The organism is Streptomyces sp. NPDC060035 (assembly GCF_042736635.1).
GTDB lineage: Bacteria > Actinomycetota > Actinomycetes > Streptomycetales > Streptomycetaceae > Streptomyces.
Genome location: NZ_JBHWVO010000003.1, coordinates 181,835 through 203,155 on the forward strand (window position 1 = coordinate 181,835; position 21,321 = coordinate 203,155).

At 70.7% G+C, this 21,321-nt stretch carries 18 protein-coding genes; 13 read left to right on the forward strand and 5 right to left on the reverse strand.

All coding sequences use genetic code 11. From position 1 onward, the window contains the following. Window positions 1–261 precede the first annotated feature (261 nt). From ACFWBQ_RS05865 to ACFWBQ_RS05875, 3 genes are read left to right on the forward strand one after another with little or no spacing between them, the layout of a single operon-like run. Window positions 262–1,419 carry an acyl-CoA dehydrogenase family protein gene (locus ACFWBQ_RS05865; RefSeq protein ID WP_385484438.1) on the forward strand — a complete coding sequence of 386 codons (1,158 nt, stop codon included), beginning with the start codon at window positions 262–264 and terminating at the stop codon, window positions 1,417–1,419. Between the two features lie 20 nt (window positions 1,420–1,439). Next, a complete protein-coding gene (locus tag ACFWBQ_RS05870) occupies window positions 1,440–2,315 on the forward strand; it encodes an acyl-CoA thioesterase (RefSeq protein ID WP_385484441.1) in 876 nt (291 codons plus the stop codon). 28 nt (window positions 2,316–2,343) lie between these two features. Next, a complete protein-coding gene (locus ACFWBQ_RS05875) occupies window positions 2,344–3,309 on the forward strand; it encodes a cation diffusion facilitator family transporter (RefSeq protein ID WP_385484444.1) in 966 nt (321 codons plus the stop codon). Here ACFWBQ_RS05875 and ACFWBQ_RS05880 read toward each other — a convergent pair. After that, window positions 3,306–4,466, reverse strand: coding sequence for an epoxide hydrolase family protein (locus ACFWBQ_RS05880; RefSeq protein WP_385484447.1), 1,161 nt, complete (start codon window positions 4,464–4,466; stop codon window positions 3,306–3,308). The genes ACFWBQ_RS05875 and ACFWBQ_RS05880 overlap by 4 nt on opposite strands. A gap of 62 nt (window positions 4,467–4,528) precedes the next feature. Here ACFWBQ_RS05880 and ACFWBQ_RS05885 point away from each other — a divergent pair, with 62 nt between their 5' ends. Further along, window positions 4,529–5,515 (forward strand): helix-turn-helix transcriptional regulator, encoded by a 987-nt coding sequence (locus ACFWBQ_RS05885; RefSeq protein WP_385484450.1) that lies wholly within the window; start codon window positions 4,529–4,531, stop codon window positions 5,513–5,515. On the opposite strand, the gene ACFWBQ_RS05890 is transcribed toward ACFWBQ_RS05885, so the two are convergent. Further along, on the reverse strand, window positions 5,467–6,264 hold the full coding sequence (locus ACFWBQ_RS05890) for a phosphatase (RefSeq protein ID WP_385484453.1): 798 nt from the start codon (window positions 6,262–6,264) through the stop codon (window positions 5,467–5,469). The two genes, ACFWBQ_RS05885 and ACFWBQ_RS05890, sit on opposite strands and share 49 nt — an antisense overlap. A 432-nt stretch (window positions 6,265–6,696) precedes the next feature. Next, the gene (locus ACFWBQ_RS05895) at window positions 6,697–7,335 is read right to left on the reverse strand and encodes a TetR/AcrR family transcriptional regulator (RefSeq protein WP_385484456.1); all 639 of its coding nucleotides are present in this window, start codon (window positions 7,333–7,335) and stop codon (window positions 6,697–6,699) included. A gap of 99 nt (window positions 7,336–7,434) precedes the next feature. Here ACFWBQ_RS05895 and ACFWBQ_RS05900 point away from each other — a divergent pair, with 99 nt between their 5' ends. The 6 genes from ACFWBQ_RS05900 (at window position 7,435) to ACFWBQ_RS05925 (ending at window position 15,591) form a co-directional block, all read left to right on the forward strand. Then, entirely contained in the window at window positions 7,435–9,066 is a 1,632-nt protein-coding gene (locus ACFWBQ_RS05900) for a carboxyl transferase domain-containing protein (protein ID WP_385484459.1), read from the forward strand. A gap of 13 nt (window positions 9,067–9,079) precedes the next feature. Beyond that, window positions 9,080–11,128 carry an acetyl-CoA carboxylase biotin carboxylase subunit gene (locus ACFWBQ_RS05905; RefSeq protein WP_385484462.1) on the forward strand — a complete coding sequence of 683 codons (2,049 nt, stop codon included), beginning with the start codon at window positions 9,080–9,082 and terminating at the stop codon, window positions 11,126–11,128. Window positions 11,129–11,145: 17 nt separating this feature from the next. Beyond that, entirely contained in the window at window positions 11,146–12,093 is a 948-nt protein-coding gene (locus tag ACFWBQ_RS05910) for a hydroxymethylglutaryl-CoA lyase (protein ID WP_385485017.1), read from the forward strand. A gap of 6 nt (window positions 12,094–12,099) precedes the next feature. Then, entirely contained in the window at window positions 12,100–13,266 is a 1,167-nt protein-coding gene (locus ACFWBQ_RS05915) for an acyl-CoA dehydrogenase family protein (protein WP_385484465.1), read from the forward strand. 347 nt (window positions 13,267–13,613) lie between these two features. After that, a complete protein-coding gene (locus ACFWBQ_RS05920; protein WP_385484468.1) occupies window positions 13,614–14,642 on the forward strand; it encodes an ABC transporter substrate-binding protein in 1,029 nt (342 codons plus the stop codon). A gap of 97 nt (window positions 14,643–14,739) precedes the next feature. Beyond that, window positions 14,740–15,591, forward strand: coding sequence for a siderophore-interacting protein (locus ACFWBQ_RS05925; protein WP_385484471.1), 852 nt, complete (start codon window positions 14,740–14,742; stop codon window positions 15,589–15,591). 116 nt (window positions 15,592–15,707) lie between these two features. Here the strand turns inward: ACFWBQ_RS05925 and ACFWBQ_RS05930 are convergent, their stop codons facing one another. Next, window positions 15,708–17,294: a beta-N-acetylhexosaminidase gene (locus tag ACFWBQ_RS05930; RefSeq protein ID WP_385484474.1), complete on the reverse strand. Its 1,587-nt coding sequence runs from the start codon at window positions 17,292–17,294 to the stop codon at window positions 15,708–15,710. Between the two features lie 161 nt (window positions 17,295–17,455). On the opposite strand from ACFWBQ_RS05930, the gene ACFWBQ_RS05935 reads away from it, so the two are divergent. The 3 genes from ACFWBQ_RS05935 (at window position 17,456) to glmS (ending at window position 20,573) form a co-directional block, all read left to right on the forward strand. Then, complete coding sequence (locus ACFWBQ_RS05935) at window positions 17,456–18,322, forward strand: DUF4429 domain-containing protein (protein ID WP_385484477.1); 867 nt, start codon at window positions 17,456–17,458, stop codon at window positions 18,320–18,322. Between the two features lie 87 nt (window positions 18,323–18,409). Continuing rightward, on the forward strand, window positions 18,410–18,685 hold the full coding sequence (locus tag ACFWBQ_RS05940; RefSeq protein WP_385484479.1) for a hypothetical protein: 276 nt from the start codon (window positions 18,410–18,412) through the stop codon (window positions 18,683–18,685). Between the two features lie 58 nt (window positions 18,686–18,743). Then, window positions 18,744–20,573: a glutamine--fructose-6-phosphate transaminase (isomerizing) gene (gene glmS, locus ACFWBQ_RS05945; protein ID WP_385484482.1), complete on the forward strand. Its 1,830-nt coding sequence runs from the start codon at window positions 18,744–18,746 to the stop codon at window positions 20,571–20,573. Between the two features lie 158 nt (window positions 20,574–20,731). Here the strand turns inward: glmS and ACFWBQ_RS05950 are convergent, their stop codons facing one another. After that, complete coding sequence (locus ACFWBQ_RS05950) at window positions 20,732–21,304, reverse strand: acetate uptake transporter (protein ID WP_385484485.1); 573 nt, start codon at window positions 21,302–21,304, stop codon at window positions 20,732–20,734. Window positions 21,305–21,321 lie beyond the last annotated feature (17 nt).

A 21,321-nucleotide genomic window follows, 5' to 3' on the forward strand; every position in this document is an offset into this window, starting at 1 on the left:
GCCTCACAGAGGGTTGTTGCGACGAGGCTGCCCTCGTCCTCGTCGGCTCCTCATTCACTCTGCGCCCGACCGTCGCGCACCGCCATTCGGGTGTACGCAGCGCTCGGCGTCAGCACTCTCTGCTACGGGTGCCTCAGGAGGTGCGGGCGTGCTGAGCATCACCCTGGACAGCCGCTGTGACCGCCGGGTAACTTTGACCAGGACTGAGCAAGCGCTTAGCCACCCCGCATCGAAGCTGCAGCTGACACCAGGAGGCATCCCGTGCGCCGTACGGTTTACAACGAGGACCACGAGGCGTTCCGGGAGACCATCCGCGCCTTCATCGCAGCCGAGGTCGTCCCCGTCTACGACGAGTGGTTCGCCGCGGGTCAGACGCCGCGCGAGTTCTACCTCAAGCTCGGCGAGCTGGGTGTCTTCGGCATCGAGGTGGACGAGGAGTACGGCGGCGCCGGCATCGACTCGCACAAGTACGAGGCCGTGATCTACGAGGAGACCGCCCGCGCCGGTGTCTCCTTCGGCGGCTCAGGTGTGCACACCCTGCTCGGCCTGCCGTACATCAAGATGCTCGCCAGCGACGAGCAGAAGAAGCGCTGGCTGCCGAAGTTCGCCACCGGCGAGGAGATGTGGGCCCTCGCGATGACCGAGCCGGGCACCGGCTCCGACGTCGCGGGCATGAAGACCACCGCCAAGCTCTCCGAGGACGGCACGCACTACGTCCTCAACGGCTCCAAGACCTTCATCACCGGTGGCGTGCATGCCGACCGCGTGATCGTGTGCGCACGCACGTCCGCGCCCCGCGAGGACGACCGCCGCTTCGGCATCTCCCTGTTCGCCGTGGACACCAAGTCGGCGGGCTACTCCGTCGGCCGCAAGCTGGACAAGCTCGGCCTGAAGGTCTCCGACACCGCCGAGCTCGCCTTCGTCGACGTCAAGGTGCCCGTCGAGGACCTGCTCGGCGAGGAGAACAAGGGCTTCGGCTACCTCGGCACCAACCTGGCGTCCGAGCGCTGGGGCATTGCCTTCGGCGCCTACGCGCAGGCCGCTGCCGCTGTCCGGTTCGCCACGGAGTACGTGCAGGACCGCACGGTCTTCGGCAAGACCGTCGCCTCGTTCCAGAACACCAAGTTCGAGCTGGCCGCCTGCCAGGCCGAGGTGGACGCCGCCCAGGCCGTCGCCGACCGCGCGCTGGAGGCCCTCGACGCCGGCGAGCTGTCCGCCGCCGAGGCCGCCTCCGCGAAGCTGTTCTGCACCGAGGTCGCGCACCGCGTGATCGACCGCTGCCTCCAGCTGCACGGCGGCTACGGCTTCATGAACGAGTACCCGATCGCCCGCCTGTACGCGGACAACCGGGTCAACCGCATCTACGGCGGCACCAGCGAGGTCATGAAGTCGATCATCGCCAAGTCCATGGGTCTGTAAGAGCGGCTACGTTCTCCTCCATGAGCGCAGCACTTGAATCCCTGCTCGATCTGCTCGATCTGGAGCAGATCGAGCAGGACATCTTCCGGGGCATGAGCCGCAGCGCGGTCGTGCCCCGGGTCTTCGGCGGCCAGGTCGCCGCACAGGCCCTGGTCGCCGCGGGCCGTACGGTCCCGGCGGACAGGTCGGCCCACTCCCTGCACGCGTACTTCCTGCGCCCCGGGGATCCGGGGGCGCCGATCGTCTACACCGTGGACCGCATCCGTGACGGGCGGTCCTTCGCGACCCGCCGGGTCGTCGCGGTGCAGCACGGCAAACCGATCTTCCACCTCTCGGCCTCCTTCCAGGCGTACGAGGAGGGCATGGACCACCAGGCGCCCATGCCGTCCGCCCCGGACCCGGAGACGTTGCCCACGGCTGCGCAGATGCTGCCCCGGTACGCGGACCGCTTCACCGATCCCCTCATGGTGGACCGGCTGATCGAGGCGCGGGCGGCCGTCGATCTGCGGTACGTGGACGCCCCGCCGTTCGCCACCGCAGGCGAACCGCGCGAGCCACGGTCCCAGGTGTGGTTCCGGACGCACGGCAAGCTGGCGGACGATCCACTGCTGCACGTCTGCATGGCGACGTACGTCTCCGACATGACCCTGCTCGACTCGGTGCTGCTCGCCCACGGGCGCGGCGGCTGGGCGGTCGGTGACGTGGTGGGGGCCAGCCTGGACCACGCCATGTGGTTCCACCGGCCCTTCCGCGCCGACGAATGGCTGCTGTACGACCAGGAGTCGCCGTCGGCCTCCGGCGGACGCGGTCTCGGCCAGGCCCGGATCTACACGGCGGACGGGCAGCTGGCCATCACGGTCATCCAGGAGGGTGTGGTCCGCGTCCCGCGGGACTGAAACCCCGTATACGGACATACTCCCCACCATGAGTGACGAGAAGAGTCATGGTGGGGAGTCCACGTTCACCGTCGTCGTCGCGGCCAACCTCGGTATCGCCGTGGCGAAGCTGGTGGCGGGTCTGATCAGCGGTTCGAGCGCCATGCTCTCGGAGGCCGCGCACTCGGTCGCCGACACCGTCACCGAAGTCATGCTCCTCACCGCGCTCAAGCGCAGCCGGAAACCCGCCGACGAGGAGCACCCACTGGGTTACGGCCCCGAGCGGTACATCTGGGCGATGCTCGCCTCCGTCGCCACGTTCGTCGGCGGCGCGGTCTTCTCGCTCTACGACGGCATCCACACCCTGGTCCAGGGGGAGGATCTCGGCGACCCGTTCGTGTCCTACCTCGTGCTCGGCGTCGCCTTCCTGCTGGAGGGCTACTCGCTGCGTACGGGGGTCCGGCAGGTCCGGCGCGAGGCGGCCGGCCTCGGTGTCCCCGCATCCCGCTATCTGCGCCGCACCCCCGACACCGCGGTCAAGGCCGTCGTGATGGAGGACTCGGCCGCCCTTGTCGGTCTCCTGCTGGCCGCCGGCGGTCTGCTCGGCGGCCGGCTCTCCGGATCGGGGGTGTGGGACGGCATCGCATCGGTTCTGATCGGAGTCCTGCTGGTGTACGTGGCCTGGGTGCTCGGCCGGTCCAACGCCCAGCTGCTGATCGGACGGCCGCTGCCGGCGGCGATGCGGGCGGGGGTGCGGGAGGAGCTGCTCTCCGTACCGCACATCATCGACGTCCTGGAGCTGACCACGCTCATCCAGGGCCCGGACGAGATCCTGATCGCGGCCAAGGTCGACTTCCGGGACGTGGCAAGTGCCGCGCAGGTCGAATGGGCATGCGAGGAGGCCGACGAGCAGCTGCGGGAGCGGTATCCGTCGGTCCGCCGGGTCTACCTGGATCCGACGCCGGGCCTCGGTCGGCGGCGCCGGGCCCGGCGCGGTCCGGAGGCGGGGCCCTAAAGACCCGCGAAGAACTCCCGCACGTCCTCGACCAGCAGTTCCGGCTGCTCCAGGGAGAGGAAATTGCCACCGCGTTCGAACTCGGTCCAGCGCACCACGTGGTGGTCGCGCTCGGCGTAGCGGCGGATGGCGACGTCCGACGGCAGCGCGACGACCACGGCGGTCGGGACCGTACCGCGCTCCTTGGGCGCCCAGGCGCCCGGGTCGTGGGCCGTCTCGTAGTACAGGTGGGCCGAGGAACCTGCCGTACCGGTGAACCAGTACAGGCTGACGTTGGTCAGCAGCCGGTCGCGGTCCACCGCGTCCTCGGGCAGTTCCTTCGCGGTGTCGGTCCACTCCTTGAACTTCTCCACGATCCAGGCGAGCTGGCCGACCGGTGAGTCGTGCAGTCCGTAGGCCACCGTCTCGGGGCGGGTCGACTGGATGGCGTTGAAGCCCATCTTGTCGTCGCGGAACTGCTGCAGCCGCTCCAGCCGGGTCTGCTCGCCCTCGGTGAGGCCGGCGAAGTCCGCGGGGTCGTCCGACGGGAAGGTGACCAGGCCGTTCACATGGATGCCGACCACGTGTCCGGGCGCGATCCGGCCCATCTCGCCGGCGATCCAGGCGCCGCCGCCGTTGCCCTGCACGCCGTACTGCTCGTAGCCGAGGCGGGCCATGAGGGCGGTGAACGCGGCGGCGATCCGGCCGGTGTTCCAGCCGGGCGAGGAGAGCGGCCCGGAGAAGCCGATGCCGGGCGTGGACGTGACGACGACGTGGAAGTCGCGCGACAGCGGCTCGATGACGTCGATGAACTGGACGAACGAACCGGGCCAGTCGTGGATCAGCAGCAGCGGGGTGGCGTCCGCCCTGTCCGAGCGGACGTGCGCGAAGTGGATGTCCTGGCCGTCGATCTCGGTGACGTACTGCGGGAACTCGTTCAGCCGCGCCTCGGCCTTGCGCCAGTCGAACCCCTCCGCCCAGTACTCGGCGAGCCCCTTCAGATAGTCGGCGGGTACGCCGCGCGACCAGCCGTCGACGCCCGGCACGCCGGTGTTCCAGCGGGTGCGGGACAGCCGGTCGTGGAGGTCGTCGATATCGGCCTGGGGGATCTCGACCCGGAAGGGCCGGACGGCGTCGGCGTGGGCGTTCGAGCTGGTGCTGCTGGTGCTGTTCTCCATGAGCAGAATTCTAGGATTCCAATAGGAAGACTCCGTTCCTATTCGCGCCTCAGAGTAGGGGCATGTTGGAAACCTCCGCCCGCCTGCTGCGGCTCCTGTCCCTGCTCCAGTCACCCCGCGAGTGGCCCGGCACCGAACTCGCCGAACGGCTCGGTGTGAGCGGCCGGACGGTGCGCAACGACATCGAGCGGCTGCGCACGCTGGGGTACCCGGTGGACGCCACACGCGGATCTGCCGGCGGTTACCGGCTGGCGGCCGGCAGCGCGATGCCGCCGCTGCTCCTGGAGGACGACGAGGCGGTCGCGGTGACCATCGCGGTGCGCAATGTCGCCGGGAGTGCGATGGCCGGCATGGAGGAGACCTCGCTCCAGGCACTCGCCAAGCTGGAGCAGGTGCTGCCGCCCCGTCTGCGCCGCCGCGTGCGGGCGCTGCAGCAGTACACCGTGCCGGTGCCCGCCGACCGGCCCGCCCCGGCCGTCGACACGGACCTCCTCATGACGCTGACGGCCGCCTGCCGCGACCACGAGCGGCTGCGCCTCGACTACCGCGACCACGCGGGGGCGTCGACGCGCCGGCTGGTCGAACCCCAGCGCGTCGTCAACTGGGGCCGCCGCTGGTACCTGGTCGCCTGGGACATCGACCGGGACGACTGGCGCACCTTCCGCGTGGACCGAATAACCCCGCGCACCCCGTCCGGCCCGCGCTTCGCACCGCGCGAGGACCCCGACGGCAACGCGGCGGCCTATGTCGCAGGCAAGGCGTCGGCCGCCGCCTGGCGCCATCGCGCCCGGGTGACGGTGCACGCGCCCGCCTCCGCGGTGCTCGATCGGATCAATCCCGCGGTGGGTTCGGTGGAGGCCGTCGACGCGGAGACCTGCGTCCTGGACACCGGGGCCGACTCACTGGACACGCTCGCCGTCCATCTGGGCATGCTCGGCTTCGACTTCACGGTGACGGAGCCTGCCGAGCTGGTCGAGCACCTGCGTGAGCTGGCGGCCCGCTACGCCAGGTCGACGGCCGGGAGCAGTCCGGCCGCGTCCAGCAGGTAGTCGGTCATCGGGTCGTAGAACCGCGGGTCGGTGACGTGGTCGTCCAGCGGCACGGTGACCTGGAGGGTGCCCTCGGCCTCGCCCAGGAACAGCGCCGGGTCGTTGCTGTCCGCGTACCCGATCGAGTCGAGCCCGCGCTGTCCTGCGCACCCGGCCCATCCGTGGTCGGCCACGACCAGATCCGGCTGCGGCCTGCCCTCGCGCTCCAGTCCGTCCAGGATCGCGGCCATCGGCGCCGGGGAGTGCGTGTGCCACAGCGTCGCGCCGCGTTCCAGCACCGCCACGTCCGCGAACTGGAAGACCATGCCCTCGTCCGCCATGAGCCCCCCGGGGATCCTCACGATCTCGCACCCGGCGGCCCGCAGGGCGGCCGCGGTCTGCCGGTGCACATCGAGGAGCCCGCCCGGGTGCCCCGTCGCGAACAGCACCCGCTCCGCGCCCGCCGCCGCCTTCCGCAGCCGGGCCGCCATCCGGTCCAGGGCGTCGACGGTGAGCTCCGGGTCGATGGTGTCCTGGCCCTGCCGATGCTCGGGGTCGTCGCTGACCCCGCATCGCTCGGCCATCACGGCCAGCACGTCCTGCTCGTCGCGCCACCGGTCGCCGAGCTCGAGCCCCAGCCAGTAGTGGCGGTCTCCGTTGGCGAGTTTGCGGTAGTGGGAGAGGTTGTTGTCGCGAGGAGTGGCTACGTTGCCCGCGATACGCGTACGGACGAGGTGCTCGACGAGGGCGGCGCGGCTGGGTATCGGCATGAACCCATTGTGCCGTCAGGGACGCGCTGTGTACCGGGCGTCTTGCACCGCGGAATCCCTGCGCCACCCTGTCCGCCCGCACACCGGCACCGCGCAGGAACACCGCGGGCGCCGGGCGGTCCTTTCCGGGGCTCACACCGCGGCGGACCGGGACGCGGGCGCCGGCACCGCGGCCGCGTCGCCACGGATCCCGCCGCGGCCGGCCATCCGGCAGCCGAGGCAGCCGGGGTGGCCGTGGCGGGCGGCGGTGTCCCGGGACCGCCGGTCCTGGGCGCCCGCAGGGCGTGGCCCCGCGGCCTTGCCCCATCCCGCGAGATGAAGTGCCCAGCAGGTAGGCGCAGCCAGTACGGCGATGCGACCGCGCCGGAGCAGGAATCCCTCGACGGGATCAGGGCCGGCGCGGACCGAAGCGGCGCCTGACCAACCCCTCGATCAGGCGGCCGCCGCCGCGAAGGCCCCACGCGCGAGCCGGTGCAGCAGGGCAGCCGTGGCCGTGCGGTCCGGAAGGGCTTCGGGGCGGGTCAGGTGGGGGGTGGAGTTCAACAGGCCGAAGACCGCGTGCACCGTGACCCGGGCCTCGCTCTCCGCGAGGTTCGGATAGAGGGCGCGGACGACCTCGACCCACACCTCCACGTACTGCCGCTGGAGCTGGCGCACCCGCTTGCGGTCCGTGTCGCGCAGCCGGTCCAGCTCGCGGTCATGGAGGGTGATCAGGGGGCGGTCGTCCAGGGCGAAGTCGATGTGTCCCTCGATGAGGGCGTCCAGGAGGGCCTGGGGAGAGCTGCCCGATGAGGCCGCGTCCTCGGTGACCCGCAGCCTGCCACCCGCGAGCAGGCGCTCACTGATGCCGACCAGCAGCTCGGCGAGCATCGCGTCCTTGCCGGGGAAGTGGCGGTAGAGGCCGGGGCCGCTGATGCCGACAGCCGCACCTATCTCGTCGACGCCGACCCCGTGGAAGCCACGCTCGGCGAAGAGGCGGGCGGCCTCCCTGAGGATCTGCTCGCGGCGGGTGGGAGCCGCGACACGGGAGACGGCACGGGCGGCGGTGCGGTCGGCGGCATGGGTGCTCATGGAGATTCATTCTAGACAGGCGCGTTAGCGCTCGTTAACCTGGGCGTAATGCGTTAACGCTTATTAACTTCAGCGGTACGGGCAAGGGGGCTCGACACGATGCAGCAGGCACCGGTCCTGGCGAGCGCGGCCGATCCCGCCTCGGAGGCCTGGCAGGCCAATGAGGCGGCGCATCACGCGCTCGCCGAGGAGCTGCGCACGCGGCTCGCCACGGCACGGCTCGGCGGGGGTGAGAAGGCCCGCGCCCGGCATGTGGCACGCGGCAAGCTGCTGCCCCGGGAGCGGGTGGACACGCTGCTCGATCCGGGTTCGCCGTTCCTGGAGCTGGCACCTCTGGCAGCCGAGGGGCTGTACGGGGGCGCTGCCCCGGCGGCCGGGGTGATCGCCGGAATCGGACGGGTCAGCGGCCGGGAGTGCGTGATCGTCGCCAATGACGCGACCGTCAAGGGCGGCACGTACTACCCGATGACGGTGAAGAAGCACCTCCGCGCCCAGGAGGTGGCCCTGGAGAACCGGCTGCCCTGTCTGTATCTGGTGGACTCCGGCGGCGCGTTCCTCCCGATGCAGGACGAGGTGTTCCCCGACCGGGACCACTTCGGGCGCATCTTCTACAACCAGGCCCGGATGTCCGGGGCCGGTATCCCGCAGATCGCGGCCGTGCTGGGTTCCTGCACGGCGGGCGGGGCGTACGTCCCGGCGATGAGCGACGAGGCGGTCATCGTCCGGAACCAGGGGACGATCTTCCTGGGCGGCCCGCCGCTGGTGAAGGCCGCCACCGGCGAGGTCGTCACGGCCGAGGAGCTCGGCGGCGGCGAGGTCCACTCCCGTACCTCCGGAGTCACCGACCACCTCGCCGAGGACGACGCGCACGCGCTGCGGATCGTACGGAACATCGTCGCGACGCTCCCCGAGCGTGCGGCGCTCCCCTGGTCCGTGGAGCCCGCCGACGAGCCCAAGGTCGATCCCGCGGGGCTGTACGGGGCGGTGCCCGTCGATTCGCGCACGCCGTACGACGTACGCGAGGTGATTGCCCGGGTCGTGGACGGCTCGCGCTTCGCCGAGTTCAAGGCTGAGTACGGCCAGACGCTGATCACGGGCTTCGCCCGGATCCACGGGCACCCCGTCGGCATCATCGCCAACAACGGGATCCTGTTCTCCGAGTCCGCCCAGAAGGGCGCCCACTTCATCGAGCTGTGCGACCAGCGCGGCATCCCGCTGGTGTTCCTGCAGAACATCTCCGGGTTCATGGTCGGCCGGGACTACGAGGCGGGCGGCATCGCCAAGCACGGCGCGAAGATGGTCACGGCCGTGGCGTGCACCCGGGTGCCGAAGCTGACCGTCGTCGTCGGCGGTTCGTACGGCGCCGGCAACTACTCGATGTGCGGCCGTGCCTATGCGCCGCGCTTCCTGTGGATGTGGCCCAACGCCAAGATCTCCGTCATGGGCGGCGAGCAGGCCGCCTCCGTGCTGGCCACGGTCAAGCGGGACCAGATCGAGGGGCGCGGCGAAGAGTGGCCCGCCGAGGACGAGGAGGCCTTCAAGGATCCTGTCCGCGCACAGTACGAACAGCAGGGCAACGCCTACTACGCCACCGCCCGGCTCTGGGACGACGGTGTGATCGACCCGATGGAGACCCGGCAGGTGCTGGGGCTCGCCCTGACGGCCTGTGCCAACGCCCCGCTGGCCCAGAAGGACCCCAACGGCCCCGGCTTCGGCGTCTTCCGGATGTGATGTGAGGACTTCCATGTTCAGCACTGTTCTGGTCGCCAACCGTGGCGAGATCGCGGTCCGGGTCATCCGGACCCTGCGCGAGCTCGGCGTACGGTCGGTCGCCGTCTTCAGCGACGCGGACGCGGACGCCCGGCATGTCCGGGAGGCCGATACGGCGGTACGGATCGGGCCCGCGCCCGCCGCCGAAAGCTATCTGTCCGTGGAGCGGCTCCTGGATGCCGCCCGCCGTACGGGCGCAGAGGCCGTCCACCCCGGATACGGCTTCCTCGCCGAGAACGCCGGCTTCGCCCGGGCCTGCGAGGACGCGGGGCTCGTCTTCATCGGCCCGCCCGCCTCGGCGATCTCGCTGATGGGCGACAAGATCCGGGCCAAGGAGACGGTCGCGGCGGCCGGGGTTCCGGTCGTGCCCGGCTCGTCCGGGAGTGAGCTCACGGACGGGCAACTGGCCGAGTCCGCCCGGGAGATCGGCATGCCCGTGCTGCTGAAGCCGTCCGCGGGCGGTGGCGGCAAGGGCATGCGGCTGGTGCGCGAGGCGGCGCTGCTCGCGGACGAGATCGCGGCAGCCCGGCGCGAGGCTCGCGCCTCGTTCGGCGACGACACGCTCCTGGTGGAGCGGTGGATCGACCGGCCGCGCCATATCGAGATCCAGGTCCTCGCCGACGGACACGGCAATGTGGTGCATCTCGGCGAGCGCGAGTGCTCGCTCCAGCGCCGCCACCAGAAGATCATCGAGGAGGCGCCCTCGGTCCTGCTCGACGAGAGGACCCGGGCGGCGATGGGCGAGGCGGCCGTCCAGGCGGCACGGTCCTGCGGGTATGTGGGCGCGGGCACGGTGGAGTTCATCGTCCCGGGTAGCGACCCCGCCTCGTACTACTTCATGGAGATGAACACCCGCCTCCAGGTCGAGCACCCGGTCACCGAGCTGATCACCGGTCTCGACCTGGTGGAGTGGCAGCTGCGGGTCGCCTCCGGCGAGCGGCTCCCGTACACCCAGGACGGCATCACGCTCACCGGGCATGCGATCGAGGCCCGGGTCTGTGCGGAGGACCCGGCGCGCGGCTTCCTGCCGTCCGGTGGGACCGTGCTCGCCCTGGACGAGCCGCAGGGCGGCGGGGTGCGCACGGACTCGGGACTCAGCGAGGGCGTGCCGGTCGGCAGCACGTACGACCCGATGCTGTCGAAGGTCATCGCGTACGGCCCCGACCGGGCCACGGCGCTGCGCCGGCTGCGGGCGGCGCTGGCGGACACGGTGGTGCTGGGCGTCCCGACGAACGCCGGGTTCCTCCGGCGGCTGCTGGCCCATCCGGCGGTCGTCGCGGGCGATCTGGACACCGGGCTCGTGGAGCGCGAGGCGGACAGCCTGGTGCCGGTGGGTGTGCCCGAGGAGGTGTACGCGGCGGCGGCGCTGCTGCGGCAGCCGACGTCCGGAAGCACCTCCGGCTGGGTCGATCCGTTCTCCGTGACCGACGGCTGGCGCCTCGGCGGCACGCCCGCCGCGACCTTCCACCACTTCCGCGTACCGGGCCATGATCCGGTGCGGGTGAGCCTGCGCACGGCTGCGGAGGGCACGGCCGAGCTGGCGTTCGGCCACGCCGGGGACCGGGACGAGCGGGCCGACGCGTGCGGGCCGGTGCCCTCACTGCCCGGTGCGCAGGTGTCCCGGCTCGTCGGGGCGACCGCGCAGCGCGTCACCGTCGAACTCGACGGCCTCACCCATACGTTCAGCCGGGCGGCGTCCGCGGAGGGCGTCTGGCTCGGCCGGGACGGGGACACCTGGCACATCCAGGACCACGACCCGGTGGAGGCCTCTCTCAGCGGCGCCGCCCGGTCCGGGGCCGACACGCTCGCGGCGCCCATGCCGGGGACCGTGACGGTGGTGAAGGTGGCCGTCGGGGACGAGGTCGCGGCCGGGCAGAGTCTGCTCGTCGTCGAGGCGATGAAGATGGAGCACGTCATCTCCGCCCCGCACGCAGGAACGGTCACCGAGCTGGACGTCACCGCCGGTGCCACGGTCGCCATGGACCAGATTCTGGCCGTGGTGGCCCCGAGGGAGGAATCGTGACCGACCCAGACCTGCCCATGACCGTGCCCGCTCCGGGGCTGCCCGCCCGGGTCCGCATCCATGAGGTCGGGGCCCGCGACGGACTGCAGAACGAGAAGACCGTGGTGCCGACGGAGGTGAAGGCGGAGTTCATCCGCCGGCTCGCCGTCGCCGGGCTGTCCACGATCGAGGCGACGAGCTTCGTCCACCCGAAGTGGGTGCCCCAGCTCGCCGATGCCGAGCAGTTGTTCCCGCTGCTCGGGGACGTCGCGGATGTCGGGGACGTGGCCCTGCCCGTCCTCGTACCCAACGAGCGCGGTCTGGACCGTGCGCTGGCGCTGGGCGCCCGGAGGATCGCGGTGTTCGGGTCGGCGACGGAGACGTTCGCCGCCCGCAACCTCAACCGCACCGTGGACGAGTCGCTCGCCATGTTCGAACCGGTCGTGGCCCGAGCGAAGGCGGAGAAGGTCCATGTGCGGGGCTATCTGTCGATGTGCTTCGGCGATCCGTGGGAGGGCGCCGTGCCCCTCGCCCAGGTCGTCCGTGTCGCGAAGGCACTGATGAACCTCGGCTGCGACGAACTCTCCCTCGGCGACACCATCGGCGTCGCCACCCCGGGCCATGTGATCGCCCTGCTGTCCGAGCTGAACGGGGCGGGGGTGCCCACCGACACGATCGGCGTGCACTTCCACGACACGTACGGCCAGGCGCTCTCCAACACCCTGGCCGCGCTCCAGCAGGGGGTGACGACGGTGGACGCCTCCGCGGGCGGCCTCGGCGGCTGCCCGTACGCGAAGAGCGCGACCGGCAATCTCGCCACCGAGGATCTCGTGTGGATGCTCGACGGCCTCGGTGTCGAAACCGGGGTCGATCTCGGCGCACTCACCGCCACGAGCGTGTGGATGGCCGAACAGCTGGGCCGCCCCAGTCCGTCCCGAACCGTCAAAGCGCTCTCGGCGCCACAAGCGCCGTCCCACAAGGAGTGACGTCCCATGTCCCTGGACCACCGGCTGACCGCCGAGCACGAGGAACTGCGCCGTACCGTCGAGGAGTTCGCCCACGACGTCGTCGCGCCGAAGATCGGTGACTTCTACGAGCGCCATGAGTTCCCGTACGAGATCGTGCGGGAGATGGGGCGGATGGGTCTGTTCGGCCTGCCGTTCCCGGAGGAGTACGGCGGCATGGGCGGGGACTATCTCGCCCTCGGGATCGCCCTGGAGGAGCTGGCCCGGGTCGACTCCTCCGTGGCGATCACCCTGGAGGCCGGGGTCTCGCTCGGCGCGATGCCGGTCTACCGCTTCGGTACCGATGAGCAGAAGCAGCGCTGGCTGCCGAAGCTCTGCTCGGGCGAGGCCCTCGGCGCGTTCGGGCTGACGGAGCCGGACGGCGGGTCGGATGCGGGCGGCACCCGGACGACGGCCGTCCTGGACGAGGCCACCGACGAGTGGGTGATCAACGGTTCCAAGTGCTTCATCACCAACTCCGGTACGGACATCACGGAACTGGTCACGGTCACGGCGGTGACCGGCCGCAAGGAGAACGGCGCCCCCCGCATCTCCTCGATCATCGTGCCGTCCGGCACTCCCGGTTTCACGGTCGCGGCGCCCTACTCCAAGGTCGGCTGGAACGCCTCGGACACCCGTGAGCTGTCCTTCTCCGACGTCCGCGTCCCGGCGGCGAACCTGCTGGGCGAGGAGGGCCGGGGCTACGCACAGTTCCTGCGGATCCTGGACGAGGGCCGGATCGCGATCTCCGCGCTGTCGACGGGCCTGGCGCAGGGCTGTGTGGACGAGTCGGTGAAGTACGCGAGGGAGCGGCACGCTTTCGGGAAGCCGATCGGCGCCAACCAGGCCATCCAGTTCAAGATCGCGGACATGGAGATGCGGGCGCACATGGCCCGGATCGGCTGGCGGGACGCGGCCTCGCGGCTGCTGGCGGGCGAGCCGTTCAAGAAGGAGGCGGCGATCGCCAAGCTGTACTCGTCGACGGTGGCGGTGGACAACGCCCGCGAAGCCACCCAGATCCACGGCGGCTACGGCTTCATGAACGAGTACCCGGTGGCTCGAATGTGGCGTGACTCCAAGATCCTGGAGATCGGCGAGGGCACGAGCGAGGTCCAGCGGATGCTGATCGCACGGGAGTTGGGGATGGACGCCTGACGGACGGTGATCCCTGGCCGAGGAACGCCTGCGCCGGCGTGAGCGGGTGGGAATCGGCCGTCACCGAGGTCTCCCGCCCGTCGGCATCCTCTTCGCGCCGACCGCGCGGCAGCACCGTCCACCGGTGCTGCACCTCGACGACGACATCGGTTCCATCACCACGACGTAGCCCCGGAATCTCCGTGGCGCACCACGGCCGAAGGCCGCTCAGCCACACTGTCGGGCCGCCCGCCGGACAACGGCAGGGCGGCCTTTCGCACCCCCCACCTGCTGCTATCTGAGGTTAGGCTAACCTACCTTCGAACCCGTCGGCGGCCAGCCACGACCCGCACGAAAGCAGACAGCCCATGCCCAACGTCCGGCCCACCTCCCTTTCCCGTCGCGGCCTGCTGGCAGCCGGCGGAGCCGTCGGCCTCGGCGCCGTGCTTGCCGCGTGCGGCGACAGCGACTCCAAGGAGTCCGGCTCGGGCTCGGAGTCCGCCAAGTCCGGTCCGTGGACCTTCAAGGACGACCGCGGTCTGACCGCGAAGGCCGATGCGACCCCGAAGAACATCGTGGCCTTCGTCGGTGTCGCCGCGGCCCTTCACGACTACGGCATCGAGGTCAAGGGCGTTTTCGGCCCGACGAAGACCGCTGACGGCAAGGCCGACGTACAGGCCGGCGACCTCGACATCAGCAAGGTCGAGGTGCTCGGCAACGTCTGGGGCGAGTTCAACGTCGAGAAGTACACCGGTCTCGCGCCGGAGCTGCTCGTCACCGCCATGTGGGAGAAGGACGCCCTCTGGTACGTGCCGGACGAGTCCAAGGACACGATCCTCAAGCTGGCCCCGAGCGTGGCCCTGTGGGCCGCCCGGACCACAGTTCCGAAGGCGATCCAGCGCCACGAGGACCTCGCGGCCTCCCTCGGCGCCGACGTCAAGGCCACGAAGGTCACCGACGCCAAGGCCCGCTTCGAGAAGGCCGCCGCCCGGCTGCGCGCCGCCGCCAAATCACAGCCGAACATCAAGGTCATGGTCGGCTCGGCCAGTCAGGACCTCTTCTACGTCTCGCTCGCCAAGACGTCCGCGGACACCCTGTACTTCCAGGAGCTCGGCGTGCAGTTCGTCGAGCCGAAGGTCAACGCGGCCGGCTTCTTCGAGGAGCTGAGCTGGGAGAACGTCGACAAGTACGAGGCCGACATCATCATGATGGACAACCGGTCCTCGGCCCTGCAGCCCGGCGCCCTGACCTCCAAGCCGACCTGGGCGCAGCTGCCCGCCGTCAAGGCCGGCCAGGTCGTCCCGCGTACGACGGAGCCCATCTACTCGTACGACAAGTGCGCACCGATCCTGGAGGACCTGGCCAAGGCCATCGAGAGCGCCAAGAAGGTCAGCTGATCCCCGGCCCGGCCCGGAGCGACTCCGGCCCGGCCCGGAGCGACTCCGGGCCGGGCCGCTGCCGTTGTCGTTCCCGGTTCCTGGGAGGAGCTCTCGTATGACGACTGCCGCCGCACCCGCCGTCGACCCCTTCCGGTTCTTCGGCCTGACGGTCCTTCGGGCCCGCCGGCTGAGCCCCTCCATGTGCCGGATCACCTTCGGCGGCCCGGGGCTCGACGGCTTCGCCGCCGGAGGCCGGGACCAGAGCCTCTCGCTGTTCCTGCCGCACCCGGGCCGGAGCGAGCCCCTGGTCCCCGTCGACGGGAACGGCGACTGGTTCACCGCGTGGCGGGCCCTCCCCGAGGACGTACGGGCGGTCATGCGCTCGTACACGGTGCGGGCACAGCGCCGCACCGACGACGGTTCCACCGAGGTCGACATCGACTTCGCACTGCACGAGGACGGCGGGCCTGCCTGCCGCTGGGCGGCCGCAGCCGCACCGGGGCAGCTGCTCAAGGCACTCGGTCCGGCCGTCGAGGACAACACCGCGGTCCGCTTCCGGCCGCCGCAGGACACCGGCTGGGTGCTGATCTGGGCCGACGAGACGGCACTGCCCGCCGCGTCGGCCGTCCTGGAGTGGCTGCCGGCCGGGACGAAGGCCCGGGTCTGGCTGGAGATCCCGCACGCCCAGGACCGCCAGGCGCTCCGCACGGCGGCCGATGCCCGCATCAGCTGGCTCGTGCGGGACGAGGGCGCACCCTCGGCCGTGGAGGCCGTTCGCTCCGCCGAGCTGCCCGAGGGCACCCCGTACGTCTGGATCGCGGGCGAGTCGTCCGGGGTCCGGGCACTGCGCCGCCATCTCGTGCAGGAACGGCAGTTCGACCGCAAGCGGGTGACGTTCGTCGGTTACTGGCGGCGCGGGCTCAGCGAGGAGCAGCTGAGGGCCGAAGCGGCTTCCCAGGACGCGTAGTCCCGGTCGGTTTCCACTTCCCCCGGGCCGTTTCCGGATGCCCGGCCCCCGCGTCCTCGGCCGCCGGGCAGGCGGATCGCCCGGCGGCCGAGGACAAGGGGCGGTAGCCGGTTACCTCACTCCGTGCGCCAAGGGACCTGCGGCGACCGGTAGAAGTCGATCCCCAGCGCCGACAGCCGCGGCCCCTGCGCCGCGAGGCGCACCTTGTAGGTGTCCCAGTCGTGCGTGGCGGCGGGCGACCATCCCAGTTCCGCGACCCCCGGGAGCCGCGGGAACGCCATCTGCTCGATGTCCGCGCTGTTGGTCAGGGTCTCGGACCAGATCGGTGCCTCCACCCCGAGCACGGCCTCCTCGGGGACGCCCTCCAGATACGTCGCCGGGTTCCAGTCGTAGGACCGCTGGACCTCGACGTAGCCCGCCCAGGCCAGACCGAGCTTCGTCTCCTTGGTGTACTTCATGTCCAGGTACGTCCGGTCCGCCGGGGACAGCACCAGCTTCGTGCCGTTCTTCGCGGCATCCGCCACCTGCTTCCGTTCCGCCGCGCCCGTCTGGTCGTAGCCCCAGTACTGCGCGATCGCGCCGTTCACCGGGTCCGCTCCGGTCAGCTGGTGCCAGCCGACGACGGTCTTGCCGTACGTGCCGACGACGGCCTGCGCCTTCTCCATGAACGCCACATAGTCCTCATGGCTCGTGGAGTGCGCCTCGTCGCCGCCGATGTGGAGATACCGGCCGGGCGTGAGCGCGGCCAGCTCGCGGATCACGTCGTCCACGAAGTCGTACGTCACCGCCTTGGGCGCACACAGCGAGCTGAAGCCGACCGAGGTGCCCGTGTAGAGCGGCGGAGCGACGCCGTCGCAGTTCAGCTCGGCGTAGGAGGCGAGTGCCGCGTTCGTGTGGCCGGGCATGTCGATCTCGGGGACGACCTCCAGATAGCGGGAGGCCGCGTACCGGAGGATCTCCTTGTAGTCGCTCTTCGTGTAGTGACCGCCGGGGCCGCCCCCGACCTCGGTGGAACCGCCGTACTCGGCGAGCCGGGGCCAGGAGTCGATGGCGATGCGCCAGCCCTGGTCGTCGGAGAGGTGCAGATGCAGCTTGTTGATCTTGTAGAGGGCGAGCTGGTCGATGTACCGCTTCACCTCGGCGACCGAGAAGAAGTGCCGTGAGACATCGAGCATCGCGCTCCGGTACGCATAGCGCGGGGTGTCCGTGAGCGTGCCGCCCGCGATCTCCCAGGGCCCCTTCTGCCTGCTGTCCTTCTCCACGGAGGCCGGGAGCAGCTGCCGGAGCGTCTGGACGCCGTGGAAGAGCCCTGCGGGGGCGCGTGCGGTGATGGTCACGGAGCCGCGGGTGGACTTCAGGCGGTAGCCCTCGGCGCCCAGACCGCTGTCCCGGGAGGCGAGTTCGAGCCGTATGCCGTCGTGCCCGTCCCGTTCGGTGACCGGCAGCGCGTACCCGGTGGAGGGCCGCAGTACGTCCGCCAGGTACTCACCGATCCGCCGGGCTTCGCGGGAGTCGCCGTCGACCCGTATGCGCGTGCCTCCCGTGACGGCGTACGCGGGTCCGCCCGGCTTCAGCGACGCGGGGGCGGGCACGATCTCGCCGAGCGGCCGGGGCGACTCGACGGGCGCCGGGCCGCTGCCGACGGGGGCCGCGGCGACGCTGGATATGCCGGCCGCCACGACGAGCAGCAGCGAGCCGAACAAGCGGGGAATCGTTCCGTGTTGTCTCACAAGCCAGTCCCTTTCGACGGGTTCACACCTGTGGATCTCCTGAGCAACCGAACGGTCACCATCCGTATCGCGCGTCACACCGGGCGGTCAAGGACTAGACCACTTCTCGTCGGGGCTACTGGCAGAATCGGCAGATGGCGGAAATCATCCAGCGCGACGGCACCTGGACGTTCGACGGGGACACGGTGCGCATCGTGCCGGGCAGCAAGGTGCATCCGGTCCGGCAGGACCTGGGCGAACTCGCCATCCCCGTACAGGCGTTGGCGGGGGTCTCGTTCGAGCCCGACCGGAAGGGCGGCCGGCTGCGACTGCGGCTGCGCACCGGCGCGTGCCCGGTACTGCGGGCCGCGGACGGCCGGCTCAAGGACGCCTCCGACCCCTACCAGCTCGCCGTGGAGAAGGACCGCACGGGCGTCGCGGAGTACTTCGTCGACGAGGTGCGCAACGCCCTGGTCATCGAGCAGGTGCCCGGCACACCCGCGGAGGGCTTCCTGCTGCCGGGCCCCTCGGTGCCGGTCTCCGGTGGCGGCGGGGACGGCACGGCATCGTTCGACGGGGAGACCGTACGGCTCACCTGGAACTGGAAGGCCGCCGAGTCGAAGTCCTCGGGCGGCTCGGTCACCTTCCCGGTGTCGGAGGTGACGGGCGTGCACTGGCTGCCCGCGATCGGCCTGGAGAACGGCTGCCTGCGCTTCGAGAGGGGTCCCGGCAGCTCCTCGGCACCGCCCAAGTTCGACCCGTACTCGCTGGACCTGTGGGGGCTGTCCAAGAAGGAGTACTCCGCCGTCCTGGTCGCGGCGGCCGTCCTGACGCGGCTCCCCGGCCCGAAGACGGTGCCGGAGCTGCCCGTGGCGGACCTCGCAAAGCCTGCCGTTCCGCCCGCCGACGATCACGACGCACTGCTGCGGAGGCTGCGCGATCTCGGCGAGCTGCATCAGGCCGGGATCCTCACGGATGACGAGTTCAGCACCGCAAAACAAGCGGTTCTGAAGCACCTCTGACCCGGACACCGACGTATTCCTGTGTGACCTTGCCCGATATCGGGCAGATTTCTTGCGCAATACGGCCGCGCAAAGCAATATCGACGGGTGCTCGAACGCCGCCCGTCGCATGACGACCTCATTGACCACCTCGTACGCTCCACCGCGCTCCAGCGCGGCGAAGCCGCCAGGGTGATCCTCGATGTCCTGGCGTACTTCGACGAGACGACCGAGGACTTCGTCCGCCGCCGCCACCGCGAGCTGCAGTCGGGCGGCCTGGTGAACACGGACATCTTCGAGCGGATCGCGGCCGAGCTGCCGCACCGGGCAGTGGCGCCGCAGGAGCTCTCGCTCCGCCAGCTGCGCCGCATCGTCTACGGCTGATCCGGACGAGCAGGGCCGGGCACACACTTTTGTACGTCGATGGAGGGGCAGAGACTCTATGTGCGGGATCGTCGGTTATATCGGAAAGCGTGACGTGGCTCCACTGCTGCTGGAGGGCCTGCAGCGGCTGGAGTACCGGGGGTACGACTCCGCGGGCATCGTCATCACGGGCAAGGCGGCCGCGGGCAAGCCCGGCGCCCTGAAGATGGTCAAGGCCAAGGGCCGGGTCCGCGAGCTGGAGGCCCGCGTGCCCAAGCGGTTCGCCGGCACCACCGGTATCGCCCACACCCGCTGGGCCACCCACGGCGCCCCGAGCGACGAGAACGCGCACCCGCACCTGGACGCGGAGAACAAGGTCGCCGTCGTCCACAACGGCATCATCGACAACGCCTCCGAGATCCGCGCGAAGCTCGTCGCCGACGGTGTCGTCTTCCTCTCCGAGACCGACACCGAGGTGCTGGTCCACCTGATCGCCCGGGCACAGGCCTCCACCCTGGAGGAGAAGGTCCGTGAGGCGCTGAAGTCCGTCGAGGGCACGTACGGCATCGCCGTCCTGCACGCCGACTTCAACGACCGCATCGTCGTCGCCCGCAACGGCTCCCCCGTCGTGCTCGGCATCGGCGAGAAGGAGATGTTCGTCGCTTCGGACGTCGCCGCGCTCGTCGCCCACACCCGTCAGATCGTCACCCTGGACGACGGCGAGATGGCCACCCTCAAGGCCGACGACTTCCGTACGTACACGACGGAGGGCTCGACCACGACGGCGACGCCGACCACCGTGGAGTGGGAGGCCGAGTCGTACGACATGGGCGGCCACGACACGTACATGCACAAGGAGATCTCCGAGCAGGCCGAAGCCGTGGACCGCGTACTGCGCGGCCGGATCGACGACCGCTTCTCCACCGTTCACCTGGGCGGCCTGAACCTGGACGCGCGTGAGGCCCGCGGGGTCCGCCGGATCAAGATCCTGGGCTGCGGCACGTCGTACCACGCGGGCATGATCGGCGCCGGCCTCATCGAGGAGCTGGCCCGCATCCCCGCGGACGCCGAGCCCGCGTCCGAGTTCCGCTACCGCAACCCGGTCGTGGACCCCGACACGCTGTACGTCGCCGTCTCGCAGTCCGGTGAGACCTACGACGTGCTCGCCGCGGTCCAGGAGCTCAAGCGCAAGGGCGCCCGCGTCCTCGGTGTGGTGAACGTCGTCGGCTCGGCGATCGCCCGCGAGGCCGACGGCGGCATGTACGTCCACGCGGGCCCCGAGGTCTGCGTCGTCTCCACCAAGTGCTTCACCAACACCGTCGTCGCCTTCGCGCTGCTCGCCCTGCACCTGGGCCGCATCCGTGACCTGTCGGTCTCCGACGGCAAGCGGATCATCGAGGGCCTGCGCAAGCTGCCCGAGCAGATCGGTCAGATCCTCGAGTCCGAGGAAGAGATCAAGAAGCTGGCCGAGGAGTACGCGGGCGCGCAGTCGATGATGTTCATCGGCCGTGTGCGGGGCTACCCCGTTGCGCTGGAGGCCTCCCTGAAGCTCAAGGAGATCTCGTACATCCACGCCGAGGCCTACCCCGCCTCGGAGCTGAAGCACGGCCCCCTCGCGCTCATCGAGCCGGCGCTCCCCACGGTCGCGATCGTCCCGGACGACGACCTGCTGGAGAAGAACCGCGCCGCGCTGGAGGAGATCAAGGCCCGCAGCGGCCGCATCCTCGCCGTGGCCCACCGCGAGCAGGAGAAGGCCGACCACACGATCCTCGTCCCGAAGAACGAGAACGAGCTGGACCCGATCCTGATGGGCATCCCGCTGCAGCTGTTCGCGTACCACACGGCGCTGGCCATGGGCCGCGACATCGACAAGCCGCGCAACCTGGCGAAGTCCGTCACCGTCGAGTAGGAACCCGTCGGGCAGGCCCCCGTCGAGAGACGGGGAACAGCCCGTACGTGGAGCAGCCCGTACGCACAGAGCGGCCCCCGCACCATGCCACCAAGGGTGCGGGGGCCGCTCTCTCCCGTTGGGCGGGCGCCGCCCGAGGCGCCCCGCCCGCCCGGCTGCTAGCCGATGGCCGTCACACCCCGGCCGGCAGCGCGCTTGGGAAGCGCGGTCGGCCACTTGGCCAGCGCCGCCGTCGCCCCGTACCACGCGGCGAGCCCGGCCACCGCTGCTGCCCAGCCGCCGACCTCGCCGAGGCCGTCACTTCCCGCGAACTGCCCGACGCCCAGGAGCAGCAGCCCCAGGAAGAGCAGCCCGTACGTCCCCCGGGCGAGCAGGCCCTCGCCGGCAGCCCCCAGGGTGAGACTGAGCGCGAAGAGGGCCCAGAGCAGCAGGAAGAGCCCTGCGGCATGGTCCGAGACCGACGCACCTGCGCCGGCGCCCCACGTGAACCAGAAGGCGCCGAGACCGGCGAAAGCCGTACCGGCGAAGGCGTTGCCCGCGCGGAACTCCAGGAGTCCCGCGACGAACAGCGCGATGCCGCCGACATAGAGCGCGAGTGTCACGGCATCGCCCGCGGTGACACCGTCGATGGCCCCGGTATGACCTATACCGAACGCCAACAGAGTGAGTCCCAGGGCGAGATGGCCGAGGGTGCTGATACTGGCACTTCCCGCAGAGACGTCGTTGTCCACGGCGGGCTCCCTTCAAC

Bases quoted from the DNA above. Each gene is read 5' to 3' on its own strand.
- ACFWBQ_RS05925 (WP_385484471.1), top strand. From the start codon at position 14,740: ATGACGACTGCCGCCGCACCCGCCGTCGACCCCTTCCGGTTCTTCGGC.
- ACFWBQ_RS05880 (WP_385484447.1), bottom strand. From the start codon at position 4,466: ATGGAGAACAGCACCAGCAGCACCAGCTCGAACGCCCACGCCGACGCC.
- ACFWBQ_RS05895 (WP_385484456.1), bottom strand. From the start codon at position 7,335: ATGAGCACCCATGCCGCCGACCGCACCGCCGCCCGTGCCGTCTCCCGT.
- ACFWBQ_RS05920 (WP_385484468.1), top strand. From the start codon at position 13,614: ATGCCCAACGTCCGGCCCACCTCCCTTTCCCGTCGCGGCCTGCTGGCA.
- ACFWBQ_RS05875 (WP_385484444.1), top strand. From the start codon at position 2,344: ATGAGTGACGAGAAGAGTCATGGTGGGGAGTCCACGTTCACCGTCGTC.
- ACFWBQ_RS05900 (WP_385484459.1), top strand. From the start codon at position 7,435: ATGCAGCAGGCACCGGTCCTGGCGAGCGCGGCCGATCCCGCCTCGGAG.
- ACFWBQ_RS05870 (WP_385484441.1), top strand. From the start codon at position 1,440: ATGAGCGCAGCACTTGAATCCCTGCTCGATCTGCTCGATCTGGAGCAG.
- glmS (WP_385484482.1), top strand. From the start codon at position 18,744: ATGTGCGGGATCGTCGGTTATATCGGAAAGCGTGACGTGGCTCCACTG.
- ACFWBQ_RS05910 (WP_385485017.1), top strand. From the start codon at position 11,146: ATGACCGTGCCCGCTCCGGGGCTGCCCGCCCGGGTCCGCATCCATGAG.
- ACFWBQ_RS05890 (WP_385484453.1), bottom strand. From the start codon at position 6,264: ATGCCGATACCCAGCCGCGCCGCCCTCGTCGAGCACCTCGTCCGTACG.
- ACFWBQ_RS05885 (WP_385484450.1), top strand. From the start codon at position 4,529: ATGTTGGAAACCTCCGCCCGCCTGCTGCGGCTCCTGTCCCTGCTCCAG.
- ACFWBQ_RS05915 (WP_385484465.1), top strand. From the start codon at position 12,100: ATGTCCCTGGACCACCGGCTGACCGCCGAGCACGAGGAACTGCGCCGT.
- ACFWBQ_RS05935 (WP_385484477.1), top strand. From the start codon at position 17,456: ATGGCGGAAATCATCCAGCGCGACGGCACCTGGACGTTCGACGGGGAC.
- ACFWBQ_RS05905 (WP_385484462.1), top strand. From the start codon at position 9,080: ATGTTCAGCACTGTTCTGGTCGCCAACCGTGGCGAGATCGCGGTCCGG.